At 57.4% G+C, this 13747-nt stretch carries 10 protein-coding genes; 3 read left to right on the top strand and 7 right to left on the bottom strand.

The genetic code is table 11. The annotated features are described in order from the left end of the window. The first annotated feature begins 177 nt into the window (after positions 1 to 177). Complete coding sequence (locus AC5S16_RS12395; protein WP_493930388.1) at positions 178 to 1854, top strand: hypothetical protein; 1677 nt, start codon at positions 178 to 180, stop codon at positions 1852 to 1854. A gap of 24 nt (positions 1855 to 1878) precedes the next feature. Beyond that, positions 1879 to 2487, top strand: a complete 609-nt coding sequence (locus AC5S16_RS12390) for a vitamin K epoxide reductase family protein (protein ID WP_493930387.1) — start codon at positions 1879 to 1881, stop codon at positions 2485 to 2487. Positions 2488 to 2534: 47 nt separating this feature from the next. Here the strand turns inward: AC5S16_RS12390 and AC5S16_RS12385 are convergent, their stop codons facing one another. The 5 genes from AC5S16_RS12385 to AC5S16_RS12365 all read right to left on the bottom strand — a co-directional run bounded on the left by AC5S16_RS12385 (position 2535) and on the right by AC5S16_RS12365 (position 9614). Beyond that, positions 2535 to 3920 carry an NAD(P)/FAD-dependent oxidoreductase gene (locus AC5S16_RS12385; RefSeq protein WP_493930386.1) on the bottom strand — a complete coding sequence of 462 codons (1386 nt, stop codon included), beginning with the start codon at positions 3918 to 3920 and terminating at the stop codon, positions 2535 to 2537. Positions 3921 to 3983: 63 nt separating this feature from the next. Further along, entirely contained in the window at positions 3984 to 4994 is a 1011-nt protein-coding gene (locus AC5S16_RS12380; RefSeq protein WP_493930385.1) for a purine nucleoside permease, read from the bottom strand. Between the two features lie 84 nt (positions 4995 to 5078). Continuing rightward, entirely contained in the window at positions 5079 to 6251 is a 1173-nt protein-coding gene (locus tag AC5S16_RS12375) for an AAA family ATPase (protein ID WP_493930384.1), read from the bottom strand. 118 nt (positions 6252 to 6369) lie between these two features. After that, the gene (locus AC5S16_RS12370) at positions 6370 to 9270 is read right to left on the bottom strand and encodes a choice-of-anchor Z repeating domain-containing protein (RefSeq protein WP_493930383.1); all 2901 of its coding nucleotides are present in this window, start codon (positions 9268 to 9270) and stop codon (positions 6370 to 6372) included. Positions 9271 to 9413: 143 nt separating this feature from the next. Next, positions 9414 to 9614: an allantoinase gene (locus AC5S16_RS12365; protein ID WP_493930382.1), complete on the bottom strand. Its 201-nt coding sequence runs from the start codon at positions 9612 to 9614 to the stop codon at positions 9414 to 9416. Between the two features lie 101 nt (positions 9615 to 9715). On the opposite strand from AC5S16_RS12365, the gene trxB reads away from it, so the two are divergent. After that, entirely contained in the window at positions 9716 to 10651 is a 936-nt protein-coding gene (trxB, locus tag AC5S16_RS12360) for a thioredoxin-disulfide reductase (RefSeq protein ID WP_493930381.1), read from the top strand. A gap of 162 nt (positions 10652 to 10813) precedes the next feature. Here the strand turns inward: trxB and AC5S16_RS12355 are convergent, their stop codons facing one another. After that, a complete protein-coding gene (locus AC5S16_RS12355; protein ID WP_493930380.1) occupies positions 10814 to 12754 on the bottom strand; it encodes a sodium:solute symporter family protein in 1941 nt (646 codons plus the stop codon). A gap of 381 nt (positions 12755 to 13135) precedes the next feature. After that, entirely contained in the window at positions 13136 to 13747 is a 612-nt protein-coding gene (locus AC5S16_RS12350) for an HPP family protein (RefSeq protein WP_493930379.1), read from the bottom strand.

Genomic DNA, 13747 nt, shown 5'->3' with positions numbered 1-13747 from the left:
CAGCCACTCCGGGATTTCTTTTGAAACGACTTCCCTGCCGGATTCACTTTTAAGCATGTAAGGTTCAGCTCCTCTGAACCTAATTTGTGGTTTCTTCGCGGCAGCTGTTGAGTTGCCGGCCCCCATAAGCCCCCTCCCGGTGAAGTTCAGTCCAGCGGAGCCCAGAAAAGGTGATTTATGGGACTCGTGTGTCAGCTGGTATTTCAGCCAGTCATCAAGCTCATCCAGATCGTCGTATCAGTGATCGAATACATCCTCGTCCAGATATGCAAGCTGGTTCAGGAAGTCGTCAGCGTTGTCACGCAGGTGCTCGAATACATCTGCAACACCGTCGTACAGACCGTGTGCAGCGCGGTTTGCAGCGTCATTTGCGGCATCTGTGATTTCTTCTGCGGCATCTTCGGCTGCGACTGCGGATGCGAGAACGTCTGCAACAACATCTGCAACGTGGTCACGGACGTTGTCTGCAGTTGGACATACGTGCTTGAAACCGTGCTTCAGTTCATCACTGTCCTCATCTGCACCTATATCCTGCAGGCCATCATCACGCTGCTCAATGTGATTGAAGCCATTGTCACCATGGTTCTTACCTGGGTCTGCTCGCTCATCGACATCATCATCCGCTGGTTCTTCTGCTGGACTTACATCGGCGACATCTTCAACAACACGCGCCCGCGGCGCTTCCGCGTAGCTCCCAAGATCGTCCGCAACAACAAGGGTCATTCTGACTGGTTTGTTTACGTAAACAACACGAATGCCGACGGCAGCGTAGATCAGAATTCGCAGGGTTACATCCTGAGCGACCAGGGCCGACCTCTCGTGCCCGTTGTCGATGACTCAGGAGCGATCAATTACTTCGAAGTCGTCACGCGCCATAACTTCATCACCGGCGAGCTCAAGCGGTCTGACGACAAGAAGGGCGAGCTCGTGCCTGGCAATCCATTCCTCTACTACCCGTTCAAGGTCATCGAGATATCGAGCCATCTCTTCGGCGATATCTTCGCGACCACTCCATCGGATGACGGCACAGGCACGGACTTCTCGAAGAACCTCTTCACTTATAACGCGAACGTACAGGCATGGCTCGCCTCCGACGGCAAGCTCGCAAGCAACAACTACAACAACTGGAGCGATAAGTATACGAACAAGCCTTCACAGAACTACTTCGGTGACATGACCATCCCTGACATGGGCATACGCGTCGATACAGACTCGACCTGCAGCCGACCCACAAATACGTTCTTCCACCTGGTCAACGGTGACATCGGCTTCACGCCGGGCAACACCGGCGTCGCAGAAACCATGAGCTGCGGCGCGAGCCAGACGCTGAGCCTCGACCAGACGAACTTCCTCATGCTGAACAAGGACAGTAATGCCGCCGCCGTCACCACCTACTTTGTCTCGAAGTACAACGATGACGACTCCTCGGTCGGCTGCAACGATTTGCTCGGCTATACCATTGTCACGTTTGAAGGCAGCGACCAGCCTCTCTTCATCAACCAGAAGGTGCTCGCGTTTGACGCCGACACCAACAGGATGATGAAGAGCATCGTTGAAAACATCATCGCCATGAGCGCGTCTTCGATTGTCAGGGTCTCCGAGACTTACCTGCATGAGTGCGGACATCAGAGCGGCCTGCTGCACGACTCCGACAAACCCGATTGCGAAAACGATACGACGCTGCATATCGCGAAGGTGATGAACCCGAACGGCAGTGTGCGCAGGGCCTTCACGCGCTTCCAGTGGTGCATGGTGCGTGGCAGCTCCTACGTCACCTCGTCGTCGCTCGCGCCCTTCACGCAGGCCCCTGAGTTGCCGGACTCAGGCAGCGTGCCACCGCCACCTATCCACTGAAGAAAGGATGAAGCAGATATGTTTATGTCCGACACAATGAACAGCATCTCCCGCCGTGTGCACGAGCGGGAGATGCGCCGGCAGCTCTTCAGCAATCGCATCCGGAAAGCCATCGCCCGCTATACCGCCGGCTACATTCCCGCCATCGTGGCCGAGTTCCTCAAGATGCTGGGCTCTTCTCTTCTTGGTTTCTTCGTCATCAGCCGGCTGCTCGCATTTTTCTTTCACGTCCAGCCGTTGTATCTCTTCTCCGCAGTCGGCCTTGTCTATTCCTTGCAGGCTACGTATCACAAATTCCGCTTGTCCCGCGATCCGGCATACAAAATTCCGAAGTGCCGTTGCAAAGGGCGCGGGAATGACAATACCGAAGCTGTACTCCGAAGCAAACACAGCGCAGTTCTCAGGATTCCTAACTCTGCCTGGGGAAGTCTCTTCTACGCTGCGCTCCTGGTTATCACCTATCTGAAGCACGCTGAGATTGCAGCGCTGGCTGCAGCGGCAGCGCTCGCAGCGAGCACCTATCTGAGTTATGTGATGGTCACGAAGATTCGCAGCCTGTGCGTCAACTGCATCAACACCAGCGCCCTGAACCTGCTCATCTTCCTCCACGTTGTTGTATGGATCGCTAGATGAAGCTTCGCGTTGCGAATCCTGGCGCCCTTAGCGTCTTGGCGGTAGATTTATTTTCGAGTGACCGCCACTTCCCCGGAATGATCATGAAATCCCGGGGAGCCCGGATCGAGCGGCGCTGCGACTCCCGGCTGTTCATTCCAGCCCGGCAGCACCTGGCTTCCGGTGATCAGCCGCGCGCCGTGTGTGAAGGTGAAGTATGTCCACGCCCACTCCCAGAAAACGAAGATACGGTTGCGGAACCCGATCAAGAAGAAGATATGGATGGCTATCCAGGTGATCCACGCCATGAAGCCGCTCCAGTGTGCCTTGAAGGGCCATTCAATCTTCGCTACCGCGGCGAGGCGGCCGATCGTCGCCATGTCGCCCTTGTCGAAGTAGTGGAAGCCGCTGCGCGCGACACCCTTCAAATCCTGCTCCACCATGCGGGCCACGTGATCGCCCATCTGCATTGCCGGCTGCGCTACGCCCGGAACCTGCTTGCCATTCTCTTCAAAGTGCGCGAGGTCGCCGCAGACAAAAATCTCAGGATGCCCCGCAGGATTCAGCGTCGCATTCACCATCACGCAGCCGCGCCTGTCTGTCTCCACGCCCAGCAACTTGCCTAAAGGAGAAGCCTGCACACCTGCGGCCCACAGCGTCACCACCGCATCCAGCCGCTGCCCTCCTACAACGACATAGCCCGGCTTCACATCCGTCACCTGTGCGCCAGTATGAACTTCGACGCCAAGATCGTTCAGCTGTTCCACCGCTTTTTGCGAAAGATCCTCAGGATACGCAGCCAGAATGCGCGGTCCACCCTCAAGAATCACCACCCGCGCTTTTGCCGGATCGATGTGGCGGAAATCATGCCGCATATAAAGCTTTGCAATGTCCGAAATTGCCCCGGCGAGTTCCACACCCGTCGGCCCGCCTCCGATAACCACAAAATTCAGCGGAGGATAGGAGCCGGTCTCAAGCATCTGCCTCTCCGCCAGCTCGAAGGCAAGCAACACGCGGCGGCGAATCTCCGTTGCATCTTCGACTGTTTTCAAGCCCGGTGCAAATTCGGCCCATTCGTCACGACCAAAATAAGAATGCGTTGCTCCAGTAGCTACTACCAGGTAGTCGTAGTCCATCACGGTGCCGCTCTTCATCGCGACGCGCCGTTGCTCCTTATCTATGGAGACAGCTTCTTCCATCAATACTTCGATATTCTGGTATTTCCGCAGAATGCCGCGAATCGGCGTAGCGATATCTGCCGGTGAAAGCACTGCAAGCGCAACCTGGTAAAGCAGCGGTTGAAAGGTGTGATGATTGCGCCGGTCGACCACCGTAATATCCACCGGCAGCCTGGCCAGACCCTTCGCTGCATTCAGTCCGGCAAACCCTCCGCCAAGAATCAGAACTTTTGGACGTCGTCTCTCTGCGATTGCAGGAATTGGTGCGTTCGCCATGCGCCCTCCCTCTATGAAGATGCCGCAACTCCCAAGAGCGATACATGCTAAGAGAAATTCAATTCATCGTGACGGAATCTGATCCCATGCATGCGCCCAATCGGCAACCAATCTATCGACTACTGTGTGTCCGACACGATAAGCGCTCTCCAGCGCGGGTAGAAAGGCCGAGTACATGCCGGCTTTCTCACCGGAAAGACTCTCCCATGCCTTCATCCCCGGCGGAGGCTGGTCATAGTTGCTCACCGTGCGCAGCACCAGAATGCGGTTCCAGTCTACTCTCCCCGCCTTGGCAAGAAATTTCAGCGACTGCAACGTTCCCGTGTCTTCCATTCCGGTTACAGCGAAATGACCGTTGCCGCCCGTGTAATAGCTCACCCACGCATTCGCCCAGGCATCCATCTTCGCGCCATGCCAGAATGTGGACGCTGCCAGGTTATCGCCCTCGGCAACAAACGGCGCGCGCTTTGCAGTCTCCTGTGTAAAGTGCGACCGGCGCTCTGTGATTTGCGGATTGTCCGGCAGCGCAACATCTTTCGTGAGGCCATAAGCCCACTCGACAAGCGACGGATTCAGCTCATACACCTGCCCAAGATCGCTGTTCGCAGGCTCTTCATAAGGCTTCGATTTGCGCATCGGCACATATCCCGTTGGCCAGTCTTGAGGAATCTCGCGCGCATCGATCTCATGCGCGAGGTCTCCATCGACCACCCAGTGCGACCACACCGCCGAACCCAGCGAAACCGCAGCCGGATTGCCGCCGGCAATCCCCGCCACCAGCCAATAGGCATGGCTCAGATCAAAGCGCGGATCCAGTCCGAGAGCCATGATCGTCGCCGCGGCCTTAGCCGTGCCCACGCCTGTCAGCACACCCAGCACGCCGTTGCTGTTCATGCGCAGGTCATGGTATCCGGCAGGAAACGGCAGCACTTTATCGAGATGTTCGCGCTCCACCCAATATTGGTACTCCCCCGGAGCATCGCCTGTATCCGCCCCCTGCTCGTACATAGCCACCACGACTACTTTGACTTGGATAGGGGCCTCAGCCGCAGCACTCATCGCAAGCGCAGGCAAAAGACAAAGCATCCACCACCGCAAACAATTGCAAAGGCGCATTCAAGAAAATCCTGATGGAAATTGGGAACCGGCAGCTCCAGTCTAACGCGCAGGCCAATTCCATTTCGGCTTGTTGAACAGGTTCAAACCCTCCAGCGTGGTTTCTCCAAATACCTTCAGCAGATGGAGCCGCGTGCATACAGGAACAGCTGCCAGTTCCTCAATCAGCAACTGCGCATGCGAGACCACAATGATCTGCGTATGTTTCGCAGCCGCGAGAATGAGCCGGGCCAGCGCCGGCAGCAGGTCAGGATGCAGGCTGGTCTCCGGTTCATTGAGCACCATCAATTCCGGAGGCCGTGGCGTAAGCAGGGCAGCCGTCCAAAGCAGGTATCGCAGCGTTCCATCCGACAATTCAGCAGCGGAAAGAGGCCGCAACAGTCCGTGCTGCTGCAATTGCAGCTCAAAGCGTCCGTTCCTGACCTCAACATAAAGCCGGCTGCCGGGAAAGGCGTCTTCGAGCGTCGTTGCGAGTGCTTTGTCAGACCGGATTTCGATGATCGTTTCAAGGGCAGCGGAGAGATTACTGCCGTCCTGATGAAGGACCGGAGTAAAAGTGCCAATCTGAGCGGCCCTCGCCGGCGATTCAGAATCGGTGCGGAAATGGTCGTAGAAACGCCAGCCGCGAACCACTTCCCGCACCGCCAGCATCTCCGGGGCCCGCTGTGGATCAGCAACGGTGGCAAGCATGCTGTCTGTATCGGAAAGGTGCTGCGTCAGCATCACCGGCTCCTCGTCTTTTGTGGTCGCAAGCCAGACAAAGTTGTTTCTGCGATCCACAAGAGCAGCCGCTTTGCGATAGACCGGACCATGCCAGACGCATTCGCGCTTCACACGCGGATCCAGCTCAAACAATGTTGCCAGAGGAGGCTTAGGAGGGTAGCCAAGGTCGATGCTGTAGCTGTAGGTGTCGCTGCCGAAGCCAAGCTTGAGACTCGTGACTTTCTGTTTCGCGAGCGGTTCTACTGCATACGTTCCCTGGCGAACGCCGCGCGCAATGGTTTCCGGGCCCGCCCAGAAGGTAGACGGCAGACCGCCCTCGCGCGCAAGCGAAGACACAACTGCGTTCTGCGCTGCATCCGCCAGCAAGTGGAGCGAGCGATACACGCTGGACTTGCCGCTTCCATTTGCGCCGGTAATCACACTTAGCTGTCCAAGAGGCAGGACCAGATCACGAAGTGACCGATAACCCTGAACAGCGATCGTGCGGATCATGTGACCCAGAATAGCGTGATCGCCGCTCTATAGCATCAAGTCGACGCAACCATCAGGGAGTCGGCAACCCTGCACAGTGCAAATGAGGCCTGCAGTATCTGTGAAAATGTCATAAACATCAGGGATGCTGCTCGATCTCAAAACTAAGTGAGGCAACGTTACCCGTTACTGCGGTTACATAGAGCCGTGTCGCCGCTCCATTTCCAGTCAAAGGAGTCAGCGTGACCAGTCCATCCGCACCCGACGTTGTCTCAACCGTCTGCGAATTCAGTACCGGCGCAGATGGGCAGCGCCCCTGCGTAGGACAATCAGGCGTCCATTGCTTGAGCGTCTCGTAAAAAGTGACTGTGCCCGCAGCCATCGGGTGGCCCACGGCATCCGTCACTCGCAGCACAACCGGAGCAGGCGTATCCGTTGTGCTGATCGTCTGCCCAGCTCCGCTCACTGCAACCAGTCCCGCCACTTCCGAATGCACACTGTAAACCTGAAAGGTCGCACACGTCGTATTTCCAGGCAGGCACGCATAGACGGGAACATCCGCCCCCACAGCCAGCGCACTGATATCCATCTGCCCCATTGCGATTCCGCTGCCATCGCTCAGGCTTGAAGCCACAGCCGGAGCCGCCCCTGTACCGGCAGACCAGTTCACCTGCTGTCCCAAGACAGGAACTCCATTGCTTAATACCTGAACCTGCGGGCTCCAGGTAAATGAGGCGCCGGCGGCAATGTAGAGGTCCGGCGATAGAGTAGCAATCGAAGGTGCGCCGCTCCCGGTGAATTCTGTGATGACGCTCGCGCCGTCGCTCAAGGAAGCCGTGATTTGAGCAAGCGAAGTAGAGTTGGCAGCAACATTGATGGTCGCTAAGCCATCGCCGCCTGAAAGCACAGTACAGGTCGTCTGGCCGCACCCTAGAGATGCCGTTCCCTCTGTCACAGCAAAGGTCACCAGCACGCCCGGCGCCGGAGTCACCGCATCAGCCGCAAGCGCCTTGACCGTAAATGGAGTCAGCACTCCCAACCCCACAGAACCGTAAGGCGCCGTCACGATGCCAAGCGCATCGCCGCCCAGTGCGTCGTAACTCAGTCCGTCCTGGATCGCCGTCACCCCGAGGGTCTCAGGATCGCTCACTGTCAAAAGTACAACTCCGATCTTCCCGTTTGCCGGAGGCGCAATTGCAGTGATCTCCGTGGGCGACACGCTGGTCACCGGCGCGCTCACTCCGTTGACCGTCACCACCGAATTTGCACGGAATCCCGCTCCGCGTATCGTGATCGGTCCGCCGCTCAATGCCAGCCGCGTGGGCATGACCGAATCTGCGTAGAGGAGTCGTGCATGGTAGAGATAATCCGGCCTTCCATCGCCGCGCGCATCCGCAATGCCCAGCCGCAGCTGCCCCTGCGCCACCGTAGCTACAGACAACGTCGTCAATCCAGTCTGTGCGCCGTTAAATGCACTTGGCGTTTCGCTTACAGGAGCCGAGCCCACGGCATCCGTGCCGCTCCATGCTCCCAGCACGACCTCAGCCTTACTCTTGGTCGGATGCCCGCTTTCATCAAGCGCCGTCGCCTCCACGGTCAGTTCCCGGTTCGGACGCACCGGCCAGTTGAACCAGCCGGTATGTCCGTATCCGGTAATCCGGCCCGTCCACTCGCCGCTTGCCAGGATCACCGCCGGAGCTGCCTCCGTGCCGTCATTCCCGCTGTATTCCTGGTCGGCCGAATCCTCGATCATGACATCCTGCCTCACCGAGCTTCCTGCCGCCAGGCCATAAAGCATGATCGCCGGCATCGTACCCGACGGAGTCACCTGCCCGATCGTATACGGCCCCACAGAATAATTTGCCGCATACAAGGGATTGATCGACTCAAAGCTGAGCTGATAATCGGCAATTGAGGTCCCCACCGGAAGGGGCACGCCGCTCAAGTCAAACCAGCCTTCGAGCGTCGTATCGTCGCTGCCGTACTTGTTCACCGGATTGCCCTGGCTGTCCGTCGTTCCAGTCACCGGATTCGGAGCATTGCCCTGGAAGAACGCTCCGCTGACAGCAGTGACCGTATAGCGGATATCCGGAGCGCCGGTCGCCTGGTTGATCGGCCTCAGGACCACATTCACGCCCTGCATTCCCTGGCCGCTGCGGAAGTGAATCGTCCCCTGCACCGAGATGGTCGACGGCGCTGTCAATTTCTTTCCCGGAAATGCGCTGAGATTCGATGCGGTCACAGGATACAGCCGACTGATGGCCGCAACATCGTCGTAGCGCAGGGTCAATGGATTCGAAGTGCAGAACTCCGCACTCAGCTGGCAGAGATACTCCACCGGATGCATGATCGGCCATCCCGCCACACCGTCGCTGGTAATCTGGTCGCCCACAAACATGGATTCATTGGCCTGTGACCAGTCCAGGCCCAGGATTCTTCCGTATCCACGGATCATCTGGTATTCCATGATGTCGAGCTGGCCCTGGCTGTTGGCGCAAAGCCCGTTCAGGATCATCAGGGCATGCAGAATCGTGCCGTCGGTTGCAACGTTGTCGACTACCGTGATCACGCCGTTGTCGCGGCAGTCAGCGGGATCGCTCGCCCCCGGCCCGAAGAGGGTGTTAATCACAGACCCATCAGCATCGGAAATAATTGCCAAAGGCTTGCTGGTAGCTGTCGATTTGATATCCGCAGGCATGCTGATGCTGCCGTCAGCGTTTTTCGTTACATTGCTGCCGCTGACGTCTTCACCCAGAGTGCCGCCGTACACGAGCTGTACAGCCGCGGTCGGCACATTGTTCCATATCGCAGCCGCGGCAGTGATAAAGGTATCTGTCACGTAATGAGTGGCAATCCCGTTGAGGTTATTCATGTCGAGATAATAGGAAACCGTTCCATTCTTCCAATGGAGCGGCTGCCCTTTCACTGAGGGATCAAAATAGCTCAAACCGGCCACCCAGCGCGGCCCTCCACAAAACGCGGAATGCACAGAAAACAGCAGTAGCAGCAGAGTTGCAATATGGCGGAGAAAGCGGCGCATGGCTTTATTCCGCCATGAAAGCTGCGCCGTTTCATTGAGAAAGATTCTGTCTTTAGACTGCGATTTTCACTCTGGAACAGGAGACCCAGAGCGTCCTGAAGCGGGAAAGTGCTGACGCTTTTCGCTTGACAGCCAGAGTGCTGTCAAATCTCCGGAAAGAAATCGAAGAACGCATCGATGCTCTGCCGCAGCTGTGCCTCAATCTGCTCCCGCGAGCCCTCAAGAATATGCATCGTTACTCGCGCCGAGTTTCCATTCTTCAGTTGAATCGGGGCCTCGCCCACCTGCTCGATCTCATCCGCGGGCAGCAGCCGCAAGCCGTATACCAAAGTCAGATTCGCCATGCAGCCATCTTAGAGCCTGTCCGGTCCCGGTTGCATCTTTCCTCTGCCTGGGAACATCTATCAGCTACTGCCTGAGCAGGTACAATCGAGATTTGCAACCTATGTCTGACACGATTCGCGACACCGTCATCCTTGGCTCCGGCTGCTCCGGGCTTACCGCCGCCATCTACACCGCGCGCGCCAACCTGAAGCCCCTCGTGCTCGAAGGCCACGAGCCCGGCGGACAGCTCTCCATCACCACGCTGGTCGAGAACTTCCCAGGGTTTCCCGATGGCATCCAGGGACCGCAGCTCATCGAGAACATGAAGCAGCAGGCCGCGCGCTTCGGCGCTGAATTTCGCATGGGCCATCTCGTCTCCGTTGATCTGTCGAAGCGTCCCTTCGCGCTCAACCTCGGCAGCGAGACCATCCACACACGCACGCTCATCATCGCCAGTGGAGCATCGGCGCGTTGGCTTGGACTCCCCTCCGAGCAGGCGCTCATCGGACACGGCGTCAGCTCCTGCGCTACCTGCGACGGATTCTTCTTTTCCGGAAAGGAAATCGCCGTCATCGGCGGCGGCGACTCAGCCATGGAAGAAGCTCTCTTCCTCACGCGCTTCGCCACCAAGGTCACTCTTATTCACCGCCGCGAGCACTTCCGCGCCTCGCGCATCATGCTCGACCGTGCCATCGCTCACCCCAAGATTGAATTCCTCACCAACACTGTGATCGAAGAAGTTCTGGGTGTCGAGAAGAAGGAAGTCTCAGGCCTGCGCGTGCGCAACCTGCTCACGAACCAAGAAAGCGAGCTGCGCCTCGATGGCCTGTTCCTCGGCATCGGACACGAGCCCAACGCAAAAATGTTCGCCGGCCAGCTCGACCTCGACGAAGACGGCTACATCAAGACGCAGAACTACGTCCATACCCGCGTCCCGGGCGTCTACGCCTCCGGTGACGTGCAGGACCGCCGCTACCGCCAGGCCATTACCGCCGCCGGAACAGGCTGCATGGCCGCCCTTGAAGTCGAGAAATATCTCGAAGAGCACGGCAGATAAGTGGAGAATTGAGAAAGGCCGTCATCTTGAGGTGATGACGGCCTTTTCTTAGTCGGGTGCCTCAGGTTCGCGGAGCTAACCTGGGGTAGTTAATTTTTGTGTGTTCATGTCCTCTTTAGGAAAAGAAACTCACTCCACAGAGCAGCATAGAAAGTTTTCTTCTTAGCGGCTCTCCGTTACAGAAGTCTCTTTCATCTTCACGCCTGACAGAGTTTCCCAGCCGCGGCGCGAGAGGTCCCACTTGATCAGATATCCGGCAACAGCAGCGAGCACAAGCAGCACTGTGCCTGAAACCCACTCGCCAAAGACATACTTGCCCAGGCCGAAGAGCGTTCCATACACAAGCACGCAGCCCATCGCCGTATCGAATGCATTCGCAGCGAAGTCGCGCACCTCAGGCAGCTCCGGAGCAAGGCGCGCAATGTGCTTCCAGCCATAGGCCGCAGGCTGCACGCGTCGATAGAAGGCAAGCAGCGTCTCTTCCTTTTCTGCAGGAGTCAGAAACGTCGCAGCAATCCATGCAATCGTCGTGATGCCCGCGGTGATCAGCGTCGATTTCGCAAAGACCACGGCATTATTTCCCGCAAAGGAAACATGCGACAGGCTCAACGCCACCACCGCAGCAACAATCATCGCCGAGATTTCGCTCCACGCATTCACGCGCCACCAGAACCAGCGCAGGATATAGACGGCTCCCGTGCCCGCGCCCAGGTTCAGCACCAGCTCCCATCCCGCGCTGATCGAAGTCAGCTGGCTGGCCACGTATCCGCTCGCCAGCACCAGAATCACAGTAATGATCTTGCTGACGAAAACATAGTGCCGTTCACTTGCCTCGCGGGTCAGGAAGCGGCGGTAAAAATCATTCACCAGGTACGAAGTGCCCCAGTTGAGCTGCGTCCCGATCGTCGACATATACGCCGCAAGAAACGCAGCGACCATCAACCCGCGCAGCGCTGGAGGCAGATAGTCGCGCAGCACCATCACATAGCCCTGCTGCGGATTGGCGGCATAAGCCGCGCTCGGATGCAGTCCGCCATGCGGCGAGTAAACCGCCAGCGCCACCAATCCGGTTACAATCCATGGCCAGGGACGCAGCGCATAATGCGCAATATTGAACCACAGCGTCGCGCCGAGCGAATGCTGCTCATTCTTCGCGCTGAACATGCGCTGCGCCACATATCCGCCGCCGCCCGGCTCCGCGCCCGGATACCACGCCGCCCACCACTGCACTCCGATATACATAAAGAAGGTCAACAGCGGCAGCGTCCAGATATTCGAAGTCGTCAGCCCGGCATGAAAATCCGGCAGGAAGGACAGCACATCTGAAGTGGGCTGCCCGGCAGCGCGCGTCGCCGCATCCACCACCGCGAGCTGCAGCTTGAGCGCATGCATGCCGCCGAGATCGACAACCGCAAGCCACGCCAGCACGACGATCATTGTCATCTTAAGCGCGAACTGGAAGAGGTCCGTCACCAGCACGCCCCACAGCCCACCGAGAAACGTATAGAGTCCCGTGAACGGAACGAGAATGAAGATGCAGATCGCCAGCGCCGTATGCCGTGGATCGCCCAGCGTGTAATGCATCAGCGTATGGCCGCCAAGGCTTAGCTGCAGATCGCGCCCCTGAGCAATCACCGGCCCCAGGACGACTGCAATAATGTCCACCATTGCCCGCGTCACCCAGCCGAGAATGAAGCAGTTCATCACCAGGCCGAGATAGATGGCCTTGAACCCGCGCAGAAATGCAGCCGGCTTGCCGCCGTAGCGAATCTCAACCAGCTCCACGTCTGTCAGGATTTCCGCGCGCCGCCAGTAGCGGGCAAAGAAGAAGACCGTCGTCATGCCGCTCAGGCAGAGGCTCCACCAGATCCAGTTGCCTGAAATGCCCTGCGTCGCCACCAGCCCGCAGACCAGCAGCGGCGTATCTGCGGCAAAGGTCGTCGCCACCATCGAGGTCCCGGCCAGCCACCAGGAGACATCGCGCCCGGACACGAAGAAATCCTCGGTCGAACCACTCGATTTGCTGCGGTAATAAAGGCCGATCAGCAGGTTGAAAAGGAGGTATCCGGCAATGACCAGCCAGTCTGTCAGGGTAAGCGACATCGAAACTCTCTCTAGCGCGGAAAAATTAGGTGGTAAAAAGCAGTATATACAGGTTTACAGCGCTTCAGGAAACAACATTCCGCGCTTCCAACTCTACTCTTGCGACTGCAGGCAGATTACTCCGTGCGCAACGCCTGCATGGGTCTGGATGAATCTGCACTGTGGTGGATCTCCTACATGGACAAGACACCGCACAGACCCGGCTGTCTCGGATCGAGTTTACGTGATTGGAAGGTCGAATAGCGATAACAGGGCCACGCACTCATTGAGTCCATCTTTAAGATGAAGCTCAATAGCTCCTGGCACGCTCCTCAGAGGTGGATTCATTCTGGTTCCGCCGGCCATTTTCAATGGATTATCGCGCGCAAGTATCCGCAAATTTCAATGTTGAACACGCGTGTATCGCCACATCGGATAAGCCAGTCCTGCCAAGTGATTCAAAATCCAGGCTTGCAAAGTGAGCAGAAGCACAGCGACTTCAATGACAAGCAGATATTGGCCTTTGGAGAGAATCCCCAGCGCGACGATCAACGTAGTCGCGCCTGCAGGCGGATGGCTGATCGACATAAAAACCATGATGGCGCCAGTCAGAGAAAGTGCAAGAGCTGCAGCAAAGACGCGAGGCCAGTAAATGCTGTCGCCTGTGGCCTGAGCGAAGGCGTGCATTCCGGTAACCCGGAAGGCGAAGTAGCCGCAGAGCAGTCCCATCCCATGTCCGAGGAGAGTGTTGCGTGGACAGGAGGCCTCCGACATTGGCGAAAAGAAGAATAAATATGCTGTTGGACCTAATGAGGGAAATACAAACGGACTGTGGGTGATTTCTCCAAGTAAGGCGAGCAATGCGATGGTAAGGAATCCATTGATGCAGACATAGATTGCCCACACGGTTTTTGCAGGAAAGTGTTTAAGCAGGAACGGAAGTCTTAAGCGGGCCAGCAGGACATCGACATGGCCGAAATCATGAGGTGAAGGAGATGGGTACGAATTTACCAT

The sequence above is a fragment of the Acidobacterium sp. FHG110202_01 genome (assembly GCF_059115305.1).
The sequence above is the reverse complement of the archived record's forward strand: the minus strand, read 5'-3'. Positions and strand labels throughout refer to the sequence as shown.